A 20,011-nucleotide genomic window follows, 5' to 3' on the forward strand; every position below is an offset into this window, starting at 1 on the left:
GGTAAAACGAGGAAGGCGGCCAGTGGGCCGCCTTCTTTCGTTTGGGCTTTCGGGACCGGTTTCACGCATGGGTTTGAACCTTCCATTACGTTACGGTTTTGCCGGTTCTTATAACTCCCGGTGATTTGAAATCGAAAGTCGTCAAGCGACCATCGGCGTGAGCTTGAAACGCCCCGCGGATGGGAGTACCGTCTGCGCCTTAGAAGGGCACCTCTGGTGTACCTGTGTGTAGGGCAAACGCTCGAAAACAGTGCAGTAGAGAGGCTAGAAAGCGAATCCAGTAGTGTGAGCCGGGACAAAGCCCCTGCCTGCTACGCCAACCTAATTCTGGCGCCGTTTGCCCACATGCCAAAAACCAGTGCCACGCTGCTGATAATCGATGATGACGAAGTAGTGCGCGCGAGCCTCGCCGCCTATTTGGAAGACAGTGGTTTCAGCGTCTTGCAGGCCAGCAATGGCCAGCAGGGTCTTCAGGTATTCGAGCAAGACAAGCCCGACTTGGTCATCTGCGATCTGCGCATGCCACAGATGGGCGGACTCGAACTCATTCGCCAGGTCACCGAGCTGTCGCCACAAACCCCGGTGATCGTGGTTTCGGGCGCCGGCGTGATGAACGACGCGGTCGAGGCCCTGCGCCTGGGCGCGGCGGACTACCTGATCAAGCCTCTCGAAGATCTGGCTGTGCTCGAGCACTCTGTGCGCCGGGCCCTGGATCGTGCGCGCCTGCTGCTGGAAAACCAGCGCTACCGCGAGAAGCTGGAAAAGGCCAACCGCGAGCTCGCCGCCAGCCTGAACCTGCTCCAGGAAGACCAGAACGCCGGTCGCCAGGTGCAGATGAACATGCTGCCGGTCAGCCCCTGGTCCATCGACGAGTTCCAGTTTGCTCACCAGATCATCCCGTCTCTGTACCTGTCGGGTGATTTCGTCGACTACTTTCGGGTCGACGAGCGTCGGGTAGCCTTCTACCTGGCGGACGTTTCCGGTCATGGCGCCTCTTCAGCCTTCGTTACCGTGCTGCTGAAGTTCATGACCACGCGCTTGCTGTTCGAATCCAAGCGCAGCGGTACATTGCCGGAATTCAAGCCTTCAGAGGTCCTTGGTCATATCAACCGAGGCCTGATCAGTTGTAAGCTGGGTAAACACGTCACAATGGTCGGTGGAGTCATCGACGAGGAGACAGGTTTGTTGACCTATAGCATCGGTGGCCATTTGCCGTTGCCTGTGTTGTACACGCCAGACAGTGTTCGTTATCTGGAAGGGCGTGGTCTGCCGGTGGGCCTCTTCAATGAAGCCACCTACGAAGACCACGTACTGGAGCTGCCGCCGACGTTCAGCCTGACGCTGATGTCCGATGGCATTCTGGACCTTTTGCCAGAACCTACACTCAAAGAAAAAGAAGCGGCTTTGCCCCAACGGGTCAAGGCAGCGGGCGGCAGCCTGGATGGTCTGCGGCAGGTTTTTGGATTGGCCACGCTAGGGGAGATGCCGGATGATATCGCCCTGTTGGTGTTGAGCAGGAATCTTTAATGAGTACCGGTAGAATCCAGTTCGCCGAGCAGGATGGCACCTTCGTCCTGAAGTTCGTCGGTGAAGTTCGCCTGACCCTGTGTTCGGCGTTGGATGCGACTATTGAGCGGATCTTCACGGCGTTGAACTTCAACGCAATCGTGATCGACCTGACCGAAACCCGCAGCATCGACAGCACCACCCTTGGCCTTTTGGCCAAGCTGTCGATCCTGTCGCGGCAAAAGGTCGGCTTGCTGCCGACCGTTGTCACCACCCACGAAGACATCACTCGTCTGCTGCAGTCCATGGGTTTCGAGCAAGTGTTCAACATCGTTGACCGCCCGATCCCGTGCCCCGAGTGCCTGACCGACCTGCCAGATCAGGATCAGTCCGAAGAAGTGGTGCGGATCAAAGTGCTCGAAGCACACAAGATCCTCATGGGCCTGAACGACTCCAATCGTGAAGCGTTCCATGATCTGGTGAACGCCCTCGAGCGTCACTGATCCTGTGGCGAGGGAGCTCGCTCCCGCTGGGCTGCGAAGCAGCCCCAAAATCGACATATAAAAAAGGGCGAACCCACCAAGGTTCGCCCTTTTTGCATTTGCTCTTATTGGATCAGAGCTTGGCTTGCAACAACGCCTCAAGCTTTTCCTGGTCGCGAGCGAACTGACGAATACCCTCAGCCAGTTTTTCGGTCGCCATCGCGTCCTCGTTGGACAACCAACGGAACTGCGCTTCATTCAAGCTCAAACGAGCTTCACCAGCCTGCCCCGGCGCCAATTTGCGCTCCAGCTTGCCAGTGTCCGCCGCCAGCTTATCAATCAGATCCGGGCTGATGGTCAGACGGTCGCAACCGGCCAACTGCTCGATCTGATTCAGGTTACGGAAGCTCGCGCCCATGACCACGGTCTTGTAGTCATTGGCCTTGTAGTAGTTGTAGATGCGCGTCACCGACTGCACGCCCGGATCATCCGCGCCGGTGTAGTCGTTGCCGTTGGCCTTTTTGTACCAGTCGTAGATGCGACCCACGAACGGCGAAATCAGGAACACCCCTGCATCAGCACATGCCGCTGCCTGAGCGAACGAGAACAGCAGCGTCAGGTTGCACTGAATGCCTTCTTTTTCCAGAATTTCGGCAGCGCGGATGCCTTCCCAGGTGGAAGCGATCTTGATCAGCACGCGGTCACGGCCAATGCCGGCCTTGTCGTACAGCTCGATCAGACGGTGCGCACGCTTCAATACGGCGTCAGTGTCGAACGACAGGCGCGCATCCACTTCGGTGGAAATACGGCCAGGGATCACTTTCAGAATCTCTTGCCCTACCGCAACGCCAAAACGGTCGCTGGCCAGGCCCACATCGCCCTTGCAGTCGCTGACGCAAGCGTTCAGCAACTCGGCATAACCGGGAATGGCCGCCGCTTTCAGCAGCAGGGAAGGGTTGGTGGTAGCGTCCACGGGTTTAACGCGAGCGATAGCTTCGAAGTCGCCGGTGTCGGCAACCACGGTGGTCATTTGTTTGAGTTGTTCCAGCTTGGAAGTCATGGGCGTGCTCTGTCCTATGGGTCTAATGACATTACCCGAGCGCTGACAGCCACTCAAGGGTGCGTGTACGTATCGAGGGCCCCAGCGGCAACAACCTGAAAACGGCTGTTTGAATGGCGGGGCGCAGTATCGATAAATACGATGCCAAATCAGACCACAGGTTCAACCCAAGCGACCGTTAACGCCCCTCAAGCAACTCCGCCGCCTGGTCCAGCAACACCAAAGGCTCTTTAGCCTTGTGAATATCCACCGACAACAACTGCCGAAACTTCCGCGCCCCCGGAAACCCGGTGCCCAGCCCCAGCACATGCCGAGTGATGTGGTGCATCGAGCCGCCCGCATCAATATGCGCGGCAATATAAGGCCGCAACTTCGCCAGCGCCTCGGCCCGGCTGATCACTGGCGCTGTACTGCCGAACAGTTGCTGATCCACCTCGGCCATCACATAAGGGTTGTGATAGGCCTCACGACCCAACATCACGCCATCGAACGTCTGCAAATGTTCGTGACAGGCTTCCAGCGTCTTGATCCCGCCGTTGAGAATAATCTCCAGCTCCGGAAAATCCGTCTTTAACCGCGCCGCCACGTCATAACGCAGAGGCGGAATGTCGCGGTTCTCCTTCGGCGACAACCCCTCCAGAATCGCAATCCGCGCATGCACCGTAAAACTGGTGCACCCGGCATCCCGAACCGTGCCGACGAAATCACACAACTCCTCGTAACTGTCCCGCCCGTTGATTCCGATGCGATGCTTCACCGTCACCGGAATCGACACCGCATCACGCATCGCCTTCACACAATCGGCCACCAACTGCGGATGCCCCATCAGGCACGCACCGATCATATTGTTCTGCACCCGATCACTCGGGCAGCCGACATTAAGATTCACCTCGTCGTAACCGTGCTCCTGCGCCATACGCGCGCACATCGCCAGGTCCAGCGGCACACTGCCGCCGAGTTGCAGGGCGAGCGGGTGCTCGGCTTCGTTGTGACGCAAGAAGCGGTCGTGATCGCCGTTGAGCAGCGCGCCGGTGGTGACCATTTCTGTGTAGAGGAGGGCGTGCTTGGAGAGTAGGCGCAGGAAAAAACGGCAATGACGATCGGTCCAATCCATCATCGGGGCGACGGAAAAGCGGCGGGAGAGCGGGGCGGGTGTGGCGGTGATTGGGGGCATTGGCGGTTCTGAGATGGGTGGGGCTGGGAGGAGGGGAGTTTATCAGGATTGGGGTTGCGGGGCTTAGGCGAGTCCTATTGCGATGAGCACGCGTAGCTGTGGGATTGAGCGAGACAGCCACAAGACGGACTGATAGCATCTGGCTACTAACTAGTGAGCTGTTTGAGGAAGGGATCCCATGCTGAAAAGAATCGCGTCATTTGCTTTCGCCGCCGCCGGCATTTTTGCATTCGCACAAAGCGCCGCCGCCGAAGAAAAGCTCTTCAAGAATTACGTCTATCAATCTCCCCTCGCGAACTACACCGAAGCCGCTGGCTACTACGATTGTTCCGAGGATGTTGGCGGCACGGCCAGGTGCATCGACGACGTCGACTTCCTGGAAGAGAAATTCACCGTGGCGTTGGTGTTTTCGGGCGACAAGCTGATCATGGTGTCGTTGATCAGCCCGTTCGATCAGGATTTGTATGGCAAAGCCATTGCAGGGCTTTCCAAGACGTTCACGTTGGTTTCCATGACCGATGATAAGTCAATGCTGGACGTGGTTGAAGTTGCGAAGAAAGTGAGTAGTAAAGACGAGTTAACAGCGAAGCTATCCAACTTTGAACAGGTCGGCCTGACCTCCGGGAGTCTGACCTATACGTTTCTGGAAGGTGTGAATGCCAAAGGGCAGCCGAATGCGGTTAGCGCGCTGAACGCATCGCCTGAAAATATCCGGTCTGCTGAGTTGGTACTTGCGGGTGAGGGAGCTGATGCGGGGGTGTTGATTCGGTTTTCGTTTCCGCGGTTAGAGGCTAATAAGATTATTCAGGCGGCCAAGAAGCCTGTGGAAGCATTCTAGTTTTCATGAGCTAAAGGGGACAAAACGCTAAAGGGGACAGATTTATTTTCTATGAAAAATAGATCTGTCCCCTTTGTTCGAGAGATTTCATAAACACTCCACGCGAGTAGGAAATGAGGAAGGCGATGTGAGAAAACTCAACGGATGGCAGCGGCTGTGGGTTGTGGTGTGTGTAGTCTGGGCACTCGTCGTTACTGGATTCTTGCTGACGGGATTAAAGTTGAGGGCAGATGTTGACCGCTGGCACGAAGAAATCACCGCCGACTATGAATCCAAAATATTGGAGTTGCAAAACCCTGATAAGAACAAGGGCGAGCGGACACACAGCTTCCTGTATGAATTGAATACACGGGATTTTAGAACTGTCGACGAGGTGAAGTCCGCGAGACGGCACGTTGAGGCTGATTACATAGATCAGCTAGAAAACCTTCACTGGTTTCAAGCGAAGCAGATAGGTGCTGCCTTCGCATGGTGGGTGTTTAGCTGTGCACTGGTTTATGGACTTGGGCTAACTCTAAATTGGGTTTACCAGGGTTTTCGTCCTAAGCCAGCGCGCTGAAAATTAACTACTACAGACCCAATAACCGCTTATCCAAACCGGTAACGAAGGAGAGAGTCTCATAAGCAAGGGAGTCATGTAGCGTCTCTCCAGTTTTAGGGCAAAATTAGGGCAAGCTAGAGGCCGCTGCGTACCGCTATAGGCCAGAAGCAATACTATTTTTCCTTATTTCAGTGGCCCACAGCGGCCCGGAACGGTGGCGGAAGGGGTTCGAATCCCTATCTATGCCCTGCTTGTTACCAGATCAGAGGATGGTCCGCGTCAGCCCGTTACGAGAGACCTCGGACTGCGAGGCTAAAAGGCCTTAAGATCTTACAGCTTCTATCTACTGGCTGATATCGATTCACTTCACTAGAAAGTCGTAGGCTAGAGTATTACTTAGCGCATCCATTTACTGTTATTGGTTCGTTAGGCCGCTTGCGTTAGCATATTTTTCAGGGCGAAGCTCTTACACTCTAAGGCGAATTTAAAGTGACCGACATTGACAAAGATTTTTCTAACTGGCCAGCACACTTGCGAAAAATCTACGAATCAAAGGGTATGCGATTTCTGAATGATCAAAAAATGCGATCATTTTCCCTTAATATTTTATACATGAATGCCACTAGCCTTGTTGAGGAAGCGGAAAAGCTAAGCGATCCTGACATTGGTATAGAGCTGATGTTTGTGAGCAACAAAGATGCTGGCGACCAAGCCCATAGGGAAATAAATAGACACATACATAACTTTGTGGCTGCAGCGAAGACTGTGGTGGATCATACCCGAGTAATGCTCAACGAAAAATACATTGAGACGCAGATACATCAAGAGATTAACAAACGAATCGTAGAAACCGTCGGCGCTTCACCAGTCTGCAAATTTGTTCATGATCTTAGAAATTTCATGGTGCACAAGGGGCTGCCAAACTCAGAGATGTATATGCAGTGCTCGAATGTTGGGCCCGATGGAGCTATGCATTTTAAAACAGGCGTCCGTATCAAAGCTACCTCCTTATTGGATTTCAAAAGCTGGACAGCGCCGGCGCTAAAGTATATTAAACAGGCCGGCGATTATGTTGAAATAGATGCTTTCACCAAACAGTACGTAGATGAAGTTAAGGCGTTGCATAGTTGGTTGGATATCGCATTAACCCAGTATCACGCGTCAGACCTAGCTGAGTTGGCGGAACTGCAGGCAGAAGAGTCTGAGCACAGTGCCGAGAGAGTCAACACGCCTATCAGCCTGGACACAATGTCACCGATTGAAACGAGTGTTGAGGTATTAGAGAATTCTGCAAAAATTTTTATAGACTCTTTGGCGTTGAAAATTTTCTCAAAAATCCGAATTCACGAAATAGCGGTGCAGAAAGAAAGTTCGTTTAAAAGTATGCGCCCTGCAGTTGAACTAAACGATCAAAGCGCGATGAAAACGGCCATTGTGACCTCGCACAACCATCAGGGTGAACAAGTTACTTGTTTTATCCACAAGAAGCAGGGGTCCTTTGGACTGCTCGAAGCCGAATTTGACATGCTTAACGAAGCTTATCAGAGAATTGCACAAGAGGCTTGGGTGGTAGACAGATTTGATCTTGAATTTGTCACCGATATATTCATATTTTGGGCTCGCGAGTCATTCGATAAATCGGAAAAATTGTCCTTCTATGATTATCTTCAAAGCAGAAGTGTAACTGACATAACTCGACAGGATGTCATATTTCCGATAGCACATCTGGAAGTAGAATCATCGTTCGAATTCGGACCAGTAACTATAACTCCGATCGCGTTGGACTTCTTTGATGGAATAGAGCAGATGATGCCGTCCGAGCCTCAGGAAGCAGTAGAAAATTCCCAGCGGTTGGTGGACGACCTGAAAAAAAGATATTTAGGTTTGGCAGCGGTCAAAGTTTCCATGGAAGTACATGAGTCGCTTATCTCGACAACCGCCTTCGCCCTGGCAGGTGACGCTGTAGACCTATTACGGTTTTTCGCGCCAAACGCATTCATGGGCGCCGCAAGATATCCCACGGCTCTTAGCGGTACAGAGTATCTTCCGAGGAAACAAATCTTAACACTATCCGGAAGTAAGTTTTCTGTTCAAGATGGTTTGATGCCAGAGTTTTATGGTAATTGGCGGCTATCCAATAATCAGTTATCCGAGTTGCGAGAGCGTAATCTAGAAAAAGCTGGCACGCTTCTTATTTCGGGCGCGCTCAACAATTTTGCGAAGTCAATCAGAACAGCCATCATTATGTTTAGCAAAGGCTCGACAATGATTAGCCTGGTTGATCGCTTACACTACACGCTATCCGCTGCGGAGGAGATCCTTTTGCAGCACCGTGTAGAAGCAGTAGAGTCCTGTCTTTCCAGTCGCATTAGCTTCTTGATTGCAGAGGAAGCGGGCGAAAGAGCCAGAATCCAAGAGTCCATTAGAAAGGCTTACGGTTTAAAGAATCAATACAAATCAATCAACTTGAATAGCGAAATCCATGCTATCAATCTTTGCATTGCCGGTGTTTACGATTCTATTTTGACTGCACTCGCCAATATAGAAAATTTTGAAACGACAAAGGCTTTTGTAATTGCAGTAGATCAACGAGGTGGACATTCACATTCTTGATGTTTCTAGTATCTGGAATATTTGTGAGCTGCGCTGCCTCTCCCAAGTCGGTTCTCTCTATGTGGCGAGTGGCAGCAGTTGGCCGATATTTACCGTTTGGCTTTCACTCCGACGTCAACATCACTGCGAGTGTCATTTTGATGAACTCCTCGTTCCGATCGGTCGCTACCAGGGCGCCGCGAATATTGTCAGCAATATCAGCAGCTCCACGCTGCTTGACTCAGTTCGAAAGCTCCATGATGGAGGCTTCGAGCGCGAGTTGGTTTTCGTTGATCTTGAAAAGCAGGGAAGGGAGCAGATCTGAGTTGGGCATCACGATTCCTCCGAGAAGAGAGAAGCGTAGCAACTTGGAAAATACCTCAGTCGGATTGGATGACGGATCGTTAACGCCGAGGGTTTTGGACTCTACGACAGTGCCCATGATTGGTACCGAAAGGGGGTGCTTAAAATTTGCTTAAGCGGGTGATAGAGAAAGCTGGGCTTTAAAGTGCGCAACAATCGCTGGTACAAAATTGGTACGGGAGTTTTTGATTGGCCGCAATGGCCTTTATTTAATGGCGTGTGGTGGATAGTCGGTCCAATCCATCATCGGCGCGACGGAGACGCGACGGGAGAACTGGGCGGGTGTGGCGGTGATTGGGGGCATTGGCGGTTCTGAAATGGGTGGGGCTGGGAGGAGAGGAGTTCATCAGGATTGGGGTTGCCGGGTTTAAGCGAGCTTTTCTGCGATTGTTCTGTGTTGGCCTCGGAGTGCCCATGAGCGGAGGGGCGTCCGGGAAGGGCGCCCCTTTGTGACGTCAGGACGGTTCAGCATCCATACGTCGCGCAATGACATCCAGCACATCACAGCCATCGCGCAACGGTATGCAGCAAAGCATTGCGAAGTCGCTGAGGATGACCGAGTCCGTGGTGATATCACCGCGCATCGCGAGGTTTTCCAGGATCTGCGTTACCGCACCAATTCGGTAGCGTGCGGTGCTAAGCAGTGAGTGCAGCGGTTGGGTGGTGTTTACATACAGCGAGGGAAGGTCGTCGGCGTTACTGGTCAAAGCCATATATTCTTTCATGAGTGATTCCATGTAGGAGGAAGACCTACCACTCAATCGTCGCCAAACAATAGGGTGGTAGCTGTGCGCGGGTTGGCGAACCGGACCATGGTAAAACCGGCAGACCCTAAGGTCTCCCACGCACAGCCACCAAAAAAAGGTAGCCAAGTGCGTTCAAAAGCGCTCCGAGAACTACTCGGAGGCTTCTGTACCAGGTCATCGAGTCGCCAAACCCGACACGCCATTTGGGCGTGGACCGGACTATAGGCCTCGTGACAAAGGCACAGCAATGCGCAAGTGTACGGACAATTCCCAGAGTCGTGTAGGACGTTGCTCTTTTGACAGTTTGTCTGGAGAAGTCCCTTTTTTTGCCTCAAGCAATCACTACCTGAACCAACGCTGTCGCCGAACAAAGTTTCATAATTCCCGGCGGTCTCGCGGCATAGGATGACTACCTAAGGTCACCGCGCTTCCCACCCACAGGAAACTGAAAAATGATCTCGAACCTCTTCAAAGTCGCTCTGATCGCCGGCGCATTGCTATTGAGCGCCTGCTCGGGTGCAAGCACCCATAGCGAATATTCGGAAGCCACGCTGCCGTCTGCCGGTTTTGGTCCGGGGCCTACCAACAACCCCAATAAGATGAATTTCCATGGCAGTGCGCTCGGCAACAGCTTCGGCGAGTACGGTTCGGGGTTGTTGCACGACGATTAACGGCGGAAGTGTTTCCGCCGTTTTGCGTTTTGCCTGATGTGCCGTGTGCTTTGGGTTGGCGACTGCTGCGCAGCCGGACGCAGGCTTCGCCAGCTGCTATGTATGGACTCGCCCCCACGTTCAACCTGCTTTTTGAACACTGCTACCCGGTTGCATCTATGTATGAGGCCTGTTCGAGGAAGCCTTCAACGGCTTCTGGCCAACATTGGGTAAGCTCGTGGTATGCCGATTACAGTAAGGCCTCAAGGGCCAGTAGCAGCTTAGGCATCAATCCGCGACGGTCTGACCTGGGTCAATGTTCTTCAGCATGGGTTGGAGCGCTTAACGCCCCGGTGGCAGAACTCTGTTATCAGTGACTCATCGCCGCCTCCTGGCCAGTGCCTGGCTGGCGACGATAAGTCTGGTCGTTTTGCAGTAGCACCCAGAGGATGCGCAGGTTGCGGTTGGCCAATCGCACGGCTGCCTCCTTGCGACCCAGGCGGGATATCCAACGCTGGAGACGTTGGTCATCCGGCTGCTGTGAATCGGGTCGTAGCTGTTTTAAAACGGCGTGGGCACCCTGGATCGTCAGACTGCGCAAGTAAGCATCGCCCTGCTTGCTCATCTTGCCCAACCGGACCTTCTCCCCGCTGCTGTGCTGGCTGGGCACCAAACCGAAGTAGGCGGCGAACAAGCGCGCGTTGGCAAAGCGTTTAGGCTCGGTCTGCTTGGCCAGCAGCGCCGTGGCGATGATCGGGCCAACGCCGCGCACCGTCATCAGCCGCTTCGCCGTCTCATCCTCCTTCGCTGCCGCTTCCAGCCGACCGGTCAGCACGTTGATGCGTTCGCCCAGTTGACCCCATTCACCCAGCAATTCGGCGATGAGTTCGCGCAGCAAATCGGGTAACGGCTGGGTGGCATCTTCCACTATCCGAGGCACGAGTTGGCTGATAGCCATTTCACCCTGCGCCATAGCCACACCATGTTCCAGCAGTAAACCGCGCATCTGATTGCCGACCGCAGTGCGTCGCCGTACATATCCCTGCCGGGCCCTGTGCAGAGCCTGCATCGCCAGCGCCGCCGCACTCTTGAGCGGTACGGCTGAGATCTTGCAATCGCGGCCTGCGCGCAAGATAGCCAATGCATCGTTGCGATCATTTTTCGGACCGCTGCGATGATTGGCCACATGTTGGGCCGGCAGGATGCGGACCGGATTACCCTGCGTCTGCAGCAATCGTGCCCATGCCTGAGCGCCTGGCCCGGTTTCCACCAACACCGTCACGCTCGCTGAAAGCTTATGAAGAAATGCCTGAAAGGCCTCACGTGACTTGATTCGATTCTCGAACAACACCTGACCGAGAGCATCCTCCCCGGCCAACTGAAAGACTCTTTTGGCAAGATCCACCGCAACTGTGGTGCATGCCGCCAGATCGGCTGACAAAAACTGATTGATCGTCGTATGCTTTTTCATGGCCTCGCCCTCGCTGTCGTTGGCTTCTATAAGAATGCCACCGTGGCGCACAGACGCCTCGGCTTGGGCGAGTCCATTCAATTACAGGGATTGTGTACGTGCGGTTATTTGGGTTCGGGTGTTGCTATCCACTGACCCAAAACTTTTTGGTAGTTGCCTGTGACTTTGGCCAGGTGCAGCCACTGATCGACGTACAGCTTCCAGGTCATGTCATCACGCGGTAGCAAGTAAGCCTTTTCGCCGTACTGCATGAATTGCTTCGGGTTCACCGCGCACAGGCCGGGTTTGAGTTTCTGCTGATAGAGCGCTTCCGAGGCGTCGGTAATCATCACGTCAGCCTTCTTGTCCAGCAGCTCCTGAAAGATGGTCACGTTGTCGTGAAGGCGCAATTGCGCCTTGGGTAGAAAGGCGTGAACAAAGGCTTCGTTGGTGCCGCCGGCCGGTTCGACCAACCGAACCGAAGGCTGGTTGATTTGCTCGACGGTCTGGTACAGCGCCTGATCTTCGCAGCGCACCAGTGGGATTTTGCCGTCGACGTCCAGTGTGGTGCTGAAGAAGGCCTTTTTCTGGCGTTCCAGTGTGACCGAGATGCCGCCGACGCCGATGTCGCATTTGCCCGCGAGCATGTCGGGCATCAGGGTTTTCCAGGTGGTCTGCACCCACTCGACCTTGACGCCCAGGCTGTCGGCCAGCGAGCGGGCCATGGCGATGTCGATGCCCGAGTATTCGCCGTCCTCGGCTTTGACGGTATAGGGTTTGTAGTCGCCTGTTGTGCACACGCGCAGTTGGCCCTGTTGGAGGACGCTGTCCAAGTGCGATGGCTCTGCCTGAGCGGCAAACGATAGAGCGAGCAGGCCACCGAGCATCATTGTGCTTTTTAGGTTGTTCATTGTTATCCGGCTTCCATGATGGAGTGGGGGCTGAGAGTACTTACTTTCTGCTGCCCCACTCAACATTGGCGTGGGATGTTGTAGCACTTGATTGGCTGCAGCCTGACCATTACTCGTGAGAGCTATTGCCCCGCCATCTCCATTTCCGGACTCAACGTCCCCAACCAAGCCACCAACCCCACAATCAACACCGCCGCCGCCAATTCAACCACCACGCTGCGCCGCAACGTGTTCGCCGCCACCCGATACTGACCCTCACGCAACGACCGCTGCAAAAACGGCCCCAGGTGAAACCGGTTCAACGCGGCGAGCACCAGCATCCCGGCAAACAGCGCGATTTTGATGGACAGCAAAATCCCGTAGGTACTGAGCAAGACATCGTCGAGCGTTGGGCCGACGATGAACAGGTAGTTCACGACTCCCGTGACCGTGATGACGGCCACGATCACTGCACCCACCCATTCAAATCGGCTGACAGCCCGAGCCAGCAATCTGATGCGTTCCTCGGTTTGCAGATCGTTGATCTTTGCCATCAAGGCAAGCGCAACCAGCGCACCGAGCCAGGCCCCCGAAGCCAGCAGATGCAAGATGTCAGTGATGAAATGCCAATACCGCCGGCTACCTTCATCCATCGCCCCGTGACCGCTCCAGGCCAGGCTGGCCAGGGCGATAGCGCCGGCAAAAGACGCGATCAGCAGGCTGAATCCGGGCGCACGGCGATTGAGCATCACCGCCAGACTGGCGATAACCAACGCGATGATGCGCACGACCCAGGCCAACCCGACATCCGTCTCCAACACCATCATCTCGATATGCGGACGCAGCTCGGCAAAGTCCGTTTCACCGCTCATGGCGCTCGCCATCATCACCATGCTGGCGACAGAAAGCAGCACGCCCAGCAACGCCGCCCCGGTCAACATCGACCGAAGCGGCAGCGCCACCCCTGACACCCGCTCCTGTTCTTTCAGGCTATACAGCCCAAACAGCGCCAGCCCAAACAACAGCATCAAATCCACATACAACCCAAAGCGCAGTGCAATGCTGACCGAGTCGCTCATCAATCACTTCACTTTGAACGTGACGTTGCCGGTGATCGGGTGGGTGTCCGACGACACCGCGCGCCATTCGACTTTGTAGGTGCCGGCAGGCAGTGGCGAAAGCGGTGTGATGACCATGGTCTTCGGATCGCTACCACCAGAGACTTTGGCTTTCATGGGCATGGGGGAGTGCGCCATGCCGGGCATTTCTGTCATGACCAATTTTGCGCCGGAGAACTGGGTCATGAGGTTTTCCGAGAAGTGCAGTTCGATTTTGCCGGGTGTCGCGCCATCCGCACCTTCCGCCGGGGTGGAAGAGAGCAGTTTCGGGTGCGCTTGAGCGAGCGCGCTCATGAGCAGCCCAATGGCAACAGCGGTAGTTTTAATCATGCGCATGCAAGGCCTCTTACCGCTTTAAGCGGTTGTTTTTTTGGTTGTTGAGTTAATGCGTTTAGAACCACAGGCGAACGCCAAGAACGAGGCGTGCTTCGCTGCGATCCTCACCTTCATCGTTGGCGAAGTCGGCGGTTTTGCCGTAGGTGCGGTTCCAGGTCACACCGATGTAAGGCGCGATTTCCCGGCGGATTTCATAGCGCAGTCGCAAGCCGGCTTCGGTGTTGGATAACCCGGAACCGATACCCCGTTGCGGATCGTTTTTGCCGTAGAAGTTGAGTTCGGCGGTCGGTTGCAGGATCAGCCGGTTGGTCAGCAGGATGTCGTAGTCGCCTTCCAGTCGCGCGGCGGTTTGGCCGCCTTCGCCGATGAAGGCGGTGGCTTCGGTTTCGAAGTTGTACAGCGCCATCCCTTGCACGCCAAACGCGGCCCAGGTTTGCGGATCGCCGGGTTTGAAATCCTGGCGAACGCCGGTTACCACGTCCCACCACGGGGAGATCGCGTGGCCCCACAGGGCCTGGATTTCGGCGTCTTCGGTTTTGCCGTTGGTGCGTTCGCCTTCGGAGCGCAGCCACAGGCGATCGATGTCGCCGCCGATCCAGCCGGAGAGATCCCAGGCCAGGGTGCTGCCGTCGTCAGCGTCCTGCCATTCGAGTTTGTCGGCGAGGAAGTAATGGTTGAGCGCGGTGTCATGCACGCCGTGGCCGGTTGGGCTGGCGTACACCGCGGCGCGGTCGGCATCGGTCAGTGCCGGGATCGGCGTGCGGCTTTCGGTCGGCGCGGCTGGCTGCATCTGGCCGTCGTCCATGCTTTGCATTTGGCTAGGGTCCATGCCCTGCATCTGGCTGTGATCCATGTTCTGCATGTCGTCGGTGGCGGCCATCGCCGAAGAGAGGGTCAGGCTCGCGGTCACGAGTGCCAATGAAATTGGAGTGAGTCTGGTCATCGGTAGGCGCCTCATTCTTCCACGCGAACTTCACGGAACATGCCCATTTCCATGTGGTACAGGAGATGGCAGTGATAGGCCCAACGACCGAGCGCATCGGCGGTCACCCGATAGCTGCGCCGGGAGCCGGGCGGCATGTCGATGGTGTGTTTGCGCACCATGAACTCGCCGTTCTCGTCTTCGAGGTCGCTCCACATGCCGTGCAGATGGATCGGGTGGGTCATCATCGTGTCGTTGACCAGCACCACCCGAACCCGCTCGCCGTATTTGAGGCGCACGGGTTCGGCATCGGAGAACTTCACGCCATTGAACGACCAGGCGAATTTCTCCATGTGGCCTGTGAGGTGCAATTCAATGGTACGGCTCGGCTCGCGGCCGTCCGGGTCTTCGAAGGTGCTGCGCAGGTCGGAATAGGTCAGGACGCGGCGGCCGTTGTTGCGCAGGCCGAGGCCGGGATCGTCGAGTTTGGGGGCGGTGGTCATGGCTTGCATGTCCACCAGCGGGTTGTTGTTTTCCGTCGCAGGGTGGGACTGCATGCCGGGTATGGCCATGGCGCTGTGATCCATGCCCGCCATGCTGCCGTGATCCATCCCGCCCATGCCCATGTCATCCATGGTCACCAGCGGTCGAGGGTCCAGCGGCGGTACCGGCGCGGATAAACCAGCCTTCGCTGCAAGCGTGCCGCGTGCAAAGCCAGTCCGATCCATCGACTGGGCGAACAAGGTGTAAGCCGCTTCGGTCGGCTCGACAATCACATCGAAGGTCTCCGCCACCGCAATGCGAAACTCATCGACGCTCACCGGTTTGACGTGCAGCCCATCCGCAGCGACCACCGTCATTTTCAGCCCGGGAATGCGCACGTCGAAGTACGTCATGGCGGAGCCGTTGATGAAGCGCAGGCGCAGCTTCTCGCCCGGTCGGAACACGCCCGTCCAGTTCGAGTTCGGCGCCTGGCCGTTCATCAAGTAGGTGTAAGTTGCGCCGCTGACGTCGGCGAGGTCCGTGGGGTTCATCTTCATTTCGGCCCACATCTTTCGATCGGCGACCGTGGAACCCCAACCTTTCTCGCTGACGTCGTGGATGAAATCACCCACGGTGGGTTTGTTGTAGTTGTAGTAATCGGACTGTTTTTTCAGCGTCTTCATCAGGTCGACGGCATCTTCGTCGGTCCAGTCGGTCAGCATCACCACGTAATCGCGGTCGTACTGGAAAGGCTCCGGCTCCTTCGCATCGATCACCAACGGCCCGTAAACGCCGGACTGTTCCTGTAAGCCTGAATGGCTGTGGTACCAGTACGTGCCGTTCTGTCGGACCTTGAATTGATAGACGTACATCCCACCCGGCTCGATGCCGTGAAAGCTCAGCCCCGGCACGCCGTCCATGTTGGCCGGCAGCAAGATGCCGTGCCAGTGAATGGAGGTGTCGGCGTTGAGTTTGTTCTTCACCCGCAATGTAACTGTGTCGCCTTCGCGCCAACGCAGCAGGGGGCCGGGAATACCGCCGTTGATGGTCATCGCGGTGCGCGGGTTGCCGGTGATGTTGACCGGGGTTTCGCCGATGAGCAGGTCGAAATCGGTGCCCGCCAGCACCTGAGGTTCGCCAGGACTGGTGACCGCCCAGACAGGCGTGCGCCATAACCCGAGGCCGCCGAGGAGCCCGCCCGCGGCCAGGCCCTTCACGAAGGTGCGTCTTGATGTGTTGGAGTGCATGCCGTGTTCCCGGTCCGTCAGCGTGGAGAGAGCTTGACGACGAGGCTAACGGGCGATGCCTTTCAGCAGGCTGAGGCGGGGATTACAGTTTTGTCAGGTTCATGCCGTATTTATTGGCGTGTATCGGGCGTTGACGCTGCGGCCACAGTGCCGCCACCGCAATTGATATACGAAGACGACTTCAACCAACGCTGATCCGGATAGTAAGAAAACAACAACTGCCCATCTTTCATCGAATCAATCAGCTTATGCGCAATCGCCGGCCGCACAGCCGGACAACCCAGGCTTCTACCGATCCGGCCATTCGCTCGGGCAAGAACCGGACTGACATAGGGCGCCCCGTGAATAACGATCGCCCGCTCAAATGCGTTGTCGTTGAAACCCGGCTCCAATCCTTCCATGCGCAAGGAATAACCGTTTTGGCCGACATAGCTCGATTGGGTCCGATATAAACCAAGGCTGGTGGCAAAGCTTTCATTCTGGTTGGAGAACTTGACCGCCATGTTCTCGCCGCTGTTGCGACCGTGGGCGACCAGTTCGTGGAACAGTAATTTACGTTTCTTCAGATCGAACACCCACAACCGTTGTTCGGTCGAAGGCAGTGAGTAGTCGATGACAGCAAGTCTTTGGACAGGTGCTTTACCTTGGGCCAAGCTGCATTGGGTAGCGCGTACGGCCAGCCCGATGACTTTGGCGTTGGCGCCAGGTGCTGCTTTGAGCAGCGCGGTTTCAAGCGAATCGGCGTAGGCTGCCGGTACCGAAACTGACGTCAGCAGCAAGGCCGTGAATAGGAAACCAAAGCGGTCTAGCGCCATATGAAAGTCTCACATTAATGTTTCGAGTCTAGCAGTGTGCAGGATGCTAGCCGTTGAATACGGGGCGATTAAGGATTATCCATGGGGCAGTTAACAAGGTTATTCGTCATAAGCCGCATCTTTTTTATGGGCTTTCTGATCAGCGGCGCAGCGATGGCAGAAACTTCGCCGATTGAGGCGGTATCTGCTGCCATCAGCAGAACTGGCGCAGCACCTGACGATTACGTCGCTCAAACGATTCAGGCGGCACTTGAGCCATTGAGTTCAGCGTTTCCACCCTTGCTCACTTCCCGTGGTCATCAACGGGTGGATCCGAGTCGTGTGGTCATGGATTTTTACATGCATCGGGGTTATCGCTCGGCCTGGGCGAACGACAACGATGTCATTCAGTTATTGAAAAGCCTGAGCGAGACCCGGGCCGACGGGCTGGACCCTGCGGACTTTCATATTGATGAGTTGGCTAACGCCAGAGCGTCGATGCAGGCAGCAGAGCCGACGGTGGCGCAACGGGCGGCGTTCGATATCGCGGCGACCCGGACCTTTATCACGGCGCTGCTGCAATTGCGGCGCGGCAAGGTTGACCCTTCGCGTCTGGACATCCACTGGAATTTCGACCCTGTCGGCGCCGATCCTCGTGGAGACATGAATAACTTGTTCGCCGCGCTTGATGCTCATGACGTGGCGCGCGCCTTTGCGCAAGCGCCGCCACAAGAGGCGGTTTACCGTAGCCTGCGCGTAGGCCTGGCGCAACTGCGCAAGGTTCGGGATGCGGGTGGCTGGCCGAAGATTGCCGAAGGCCAATCGCTCAAGCCAGGCATGGATGACGCCTCTGTCGCGCAGTTGCGAGCACGTTTGGTGGTGGGTGGTTATCTGGCCCCATCAAAGAAGCAACGCACTGATTACGACGACAGCGTCACCGCAGCGGTGAAAAAGTATCAGACCGAGCAATACCTGGGGGCGGATGGCGTGGCGGGAGCCGCGACACTGGCTGCGTTGAATGTGCCCGTAGAGGCGCGGATAGACCAGGTTCGGGTGAACATGGAGCGCGCGCGTTGGTTGCTGTTCAAACTTCAGGGCACTTTTGTCATCGTCGATATTGCGGGTTACAAGGTGGCGCTTTATCGCGACGGTAAGGCGATATGGCGTTCCCGGGTTCAGGTGGGTAAGCCGTTCCGCAGTACGCCGGTGTTTCAATCCGAGATTACTTACGTAACGTTCAACCCCACCTGGACCGTGCCACCGACGATCCTCGTCAAAGACATGCTGCCGAAGATTCAAAGAGACCCTGGCTACCTTGCCGCCAACCGTATAAGAGCCCTTGATCGAGAGGGGAATGTGCTCGATCCGTCGACCGTCGACTGGGATAACGCGCGCGGTATCACCCTGCGGCAGGATGCCGGGCCGGATAATTCGTTGGGGCAGGTGGTCATTCGGTTTCCCAATGAGTATTCGATTTATCTCCACGACACGCCACATCGCGAGTTGTTTGCGCAATCGCGCCGTGCCACCAGTTCAGGTTGCATACGAGTGGAGAACCCGTTGCAGTTGGTAGAGCTGTTGTTCAACGACCCGGTTCGTTGGAACAGCGCCGGGATACAGGCCCAGTTGGCTAACGGCAAAACCGAAAACATCAGGCTGCCCGTCAAGGTGCCGGTGCTGTTGGCTTACTGGACGGTGGACCTGAGTAACGATGGTCGAGTGATGTTTAAACCTGACGTATACGGGTACGACTCCGCGGTGCTGCGGGGATTGAATCTGCCTTCGGAATTGCCCGTTCTGGATGTGCGACGAGCAGGAACTTCCGCTGTCGCGACGGGGCAAAACCGGCAATGGCCGTGAAGGAAGCGGGACTTGCAGGCCATCAATGCACCAACGATGCAAGCGCTCTGCGTCAACCGTTCGGCACCTGCGTCGGATCGTAAATCAGCGTCGCCTAAGCTTTGATTTATCCGGACATTCTTCCGGTACTTACAAGGAAGGTGTGGCATGACTTTATTAAAATTTGGCGCATCGATCCTGATGGTCTGTTTGGCAGGCTGCGCAACCAGCAGTAGTTATGAACCTCCACCGGTTCCGGCATCAGCGATGACACTAGACGATGGGCAAATTCATAGCTCGTTAGTGGGTAAGCAGTTTTATGGAACCACCCGGCAGGGCAGTCACCCCTACTCGATCAGGTTTTTAGCCGATGGTATCGATGTGTTCGAGATGGCGCCTGACGCGCCGGAGAAAGAACGGTGGACTCTCAAAGACGGTGTTGTTTGCGTCATACCTAACAAGTACCCAGCGGAGTGCAGCCAAGTGAAGGTCGCCAATAATGAGTATTGGTTTGTCGACCCAAAAAACGGGAGAGTTAACGCACATCTGAAGCTCGCGCCTTGATGGTAATGCTCGAGAAGGAATGGGCGTTCGTGGTACGCCCATTCTTTGTGATCATGCCTGGCCCAGCTCATCGCGCAAAAACTCCACCAACGCCCGTTGCAACGCGGTCAGTGCTCCCTCGCGGCTGCCCAGCACGGCCCGCTGTCCGGTTCGCGCTTGACCAGCGCACCGCCGTGTCGCCCAAGTGCAGTTGATGGCGATGGCGACCCAGCGCGAACTCAAACCGGTGGCCCATGAGATTGCCCGGCGGGCGTACGAGCAAATGCGCCTGGGGGATGCAGAAAGTGCTCGGGCGCATTTGCACAGTGCGATGCGGCGGCTAGCCAAAGGACATTTGCCCCTTACACCCCTGTAGACTAAGCTCACAAAAAATAAGGGTTTTGGGGTGTTGCCCATGCCTTACCCTTACAGGACGA

The 20,011-nt window shown here is 55.8% G+C and carries 18 protein-coding genes and 2 pseudogenes; 9 read left to right on the top strand and 11 right to left on the bottom strand.

All coding sequences use genetic code 11. The features are described 5' to 3' along the window. Nucleotides 1-345 precede the first annotated feature (345 nt). A complete protein-coding gene (gene rssB / locus ACSQ87_RS10470) occupies nt 346-1,527 on the top strand; it encodes a two-component system response regulator RssB (protein WP_223431966.1) in 1,182 nt (393 codons plus the stop codon). Continuing rightward, on the top strand, nt 1,527-2,009 hold the full coding sequence (rssC, locus tag ACSQ87_RS10475) for an anti-sigma factor antagonist RssC (protein WP_007935262.1): 483 nt from the start codon (nt 1,527-1,529) through the stop codon (nt 2,007-2,009). Before rssB ends, rssC begins: the two co-directional genes overlap by 1 nt. 112 nt (nt 2,010-2,121) lie before the next feature. Here rssC and tal read toward each other — a convergent pair whose 3' ends face one another. Together tal and dusA are read right to left on the bottom strand one after the other, a co-directional pair. After that, nucleotides 2,122-3,048, bottom strand: coding sequence for a transaldolase (gene tal, locus ACSQ87_RS10480; protein WP_056744331.1), 927 nt, complete (start codon nt 3,046-3,048; stop codon nt 2,122-2,124). 178 nt (nt 3,049-3,226) lie between these two features. Further along, entirely contained in the window at nt 3,227-4,222 is a 996-nt protein-coding gene (gene dusA / locus ACSQ87_RS10485; RefSeq protein ID WP_436273590.1) for a tRNA dihydrouridine(20/20a) synthase DusA, read from the bottom strand. Between the two features lie 178 nt (nt 4,223-4,400). On the opposite strand from dusA, the gene ACSQ87_RS10490 reads away from it, so the two are divergent. The 3 genes from ACSQ87_RS10490 to ACSQ87_RS10500 all read left to right on the top strand — a co-directional run bounded on the left by ACSQ87_RS10490 (nt 4,401) and on the right by ACSQ87_RS10500 (nt 8,214). Continuing rightward, nucleotides 4,401-5,060 carry a hypothetical protein gene (locus ACSQ87_RS10490; RefSeq protein ID WP_436273591.1) on the top strand — a complete coding sequence of 220 codons (660 nt, stop codon included), beginning with the start codon at nt 4,401-4,403 and terminating at the stop codon, nt 5,058-5,060. Nucleotides 5,061-5,187: 127 nt separating this feature from the next. Beyond that, entirely contained in the window at nt 5,188-5,619 is a 432-nt protein-coding gene (locus tag ACSQ87_RS10495; protein WP_436273592.1) for a hypothetical protein, read from the top strand. Nucleotides 5,620-6,090: 471 nt separating this feature from the next. Beyond that, nucleotides 6,091-8,214 (top strand): hypothetical protein, encoded by a 2,124-nt coding sequence (locus tag ACSQ87_RS10500; RefSeq protein WP_436273593.1) that lies wholly within the window; start codon nt 6,091-6,093, stop codon nt 8,212-8,214. 103 nt (nt 8,215-8,317) lie between these two features. Here ACSQ87_RS10500 and ACSQ87_RS10505 read toward each other — a convergent pair. Together ACSQ87_RS10505 and ACSQ87_RS10510 are read right to left on the bottom strand one after the other, a co-directional pair. Next, nucleotides 8,318-8,527 (bottom strand): annotated as a pseudogene (locus ACSQ87_RS10505) (hypothetical protein). A gap of 484 nt (nt 8,528-9,011) precedes the next feature. Beyond that, nucleotides 9,012-9,281 carry a hypothetical protein gene (locus ACSQ87_RS10510; RefSeq protein WP_046047769.1) on the bottom strand — a complete coding sequence of 90 codons (270 nt, stop codon included), beginning with the start codon at nt 9,279-9,281 and terminating at the stop codon, nt 9,012-9,014. A gap of 473 nt (nt 9,282-9,754) precedes the next feature. Between ACSQ87_RS10510 and ACSQ87_RS10515 the strand changes: the two genes are divergently transcribed. Beyond that, complete coding sequence (locus ACSQ87_RS10515) at nt 9,755-9,973, top strand: hypothetical protein (RefSeq protein WP_223432055.1); 219 nt, start codon at nt 9,755-9,757, stop codon at nt 9,971-9,973. Between the two features lie 349 nt (nt 9,974-10,322). Here ACSQ87_RS10515 and ACSQ87_RS10520 read toward each other — a convergent pair whose 3' ends face one another. The 7 genes from ACSQ87_RS10520 to ACSQ87_RS10550 all read right to left on the bottom strand — a co-directional run bounded on the left by ACSQ87_RS10520 (nt 10,323) and on the right by ACSQ87_RS10550 (nt 17,213). Continuing rightward, on the bottom strand, nt 10,323-11,423 hold the full coding sequence (locus tag ACSQ87_RS10520; RefSeq protein WP_436273574.1) for an IS110 family transposase: 1,101 nt from the start codon (nt 11,421-11,423) through the stop codon (nt 10,323-10,325). 104 nt (nt 11,424-11,527) lie between these two features. Next, nucleotides 11,528-12,313, bottom strand: coding sequence for a transporter substrate-binding domain-containing protein (locus ACSQ87_RS10525; RefSeq protein WP_223432056.1), 786 nt, complete (start codon nt 12,311-12,313; stop codon nt 11,528-11,530). Nucleotides 12,314-12,435: 122 nt separating this feature from the next. Then, on the bottom strand, nt 12,436-13,371 hold the full coding sequence (gene copD / locus ACSQ87_RS10530) for a copper homeostasis membrane protein CopD (RefSeq protein WP_223432057.1): 936 nt from the start codon (nt 13,369-13,371) through the stop codon (nt 12,436-12,438). Between the two features lie 3 nt (nt 13,372-13,374). After that, nucleotides 13,375-13,746, bottom strand: coding sequence for a copper homeostasis periplasmic binding protein CopC (gene copC, locus ACSQ87_RS10535; protein WP_223432058.1), 372 nt, complete (start codon nt 13,744-13,746; stop codon nt 13,375-13,377). A gap of 55 nt (nt 13,747-13,801) precedes the next feature. Further along, complete coding sequence (locus tag ACSQ87_RS10540) at nt 13,802-14,689, bottom strand: copper resistance protein B (RefSeq protein WP_223432059.1); 888 nt, start codon at nt 14,687-14,689, stop codon at nt 13,802-13,804. Between the two features lie 11 nt (nt 14,690-14,700). Continuing rightward, the gene (locus tag ACSQ87_RS10545) at nt 14,701-16,398 is read right to left on the bottom strand and encodes a copper resistance system multicopper oxidase (protein WP_223432060.1); all 1,698 of its coding nucleotides are present in this window, start codon (nt 16,396-16,398) and stop codon (nt 14,701-14,703) included. A gap of 110 nt (nt 16,399-16,508) precedes the next feature. Further along, on the bottom strand, nt 16,509-17,213 hold the full coding sequence (locus ACSQ87_RS10550; RefSeq protein ID WP_223432061.1) for a murein L,D-transpeptidase catalytic domain family protein: 705 nt from the start codon (nt 17,211-17,213) through the stop codon (nt 16,509-16,511). A gap of 81 nt (nt 17,214-17,294) precedes the next feature. On the opposite strand from ACSQ87_RS10550, the gene ACSQ87_RS10555 reads away from it, so the two are divergent. The 3 genes and pseudogenes from ACSQ87_RS10555 to ACSQ87_RS10565 all read left to right on the top strand — a co-directional run. Continuing rightward, a complete protein-coding gene (locus ACSQ87_RS10555; protein ID WP_223432062.1) occupies nt 17,295-19,052 on the top strand; it encodes a L,D-transpeptidase family protein in 1,758 nt (585 codons plus the stop codon). A gap of 147 nt (nt 19,053-19,199) precedes the next feature. Then, nucleotides 19,200-19,595 carry a hypothetical protein gene (locus tag ACSQ87_RS10560; RefSeq protein ID WP_223432063.1) on the top strand — a complete coding sequence of 132 codons (396 nt, stop codon included), beginning with the start codon at nt 19,200-19,202 and terminating at the stop codon, nt 19,593-19,595. A gap of 172 nt (nt 19,596-19,767) precedes the next feature. Further along, nucleotides 19,768-19,950 (top strand): annotated as a pseudogene (locus tag ACSQ87_RS10565) (aldolase); the annotation flags it as partial. Nucleotides 19,951-20,011: the final 61 nt, after the last annotated feature.

The organism is Pseudomonas sp. LjRoot277 (assembly GCF_964253845.1).
GTDB lineage: Bacteria > Pseudomonadota > Gammaproteobacteria > Pseudomonadales > Pseudomonadaceae > Aquipseudomonas.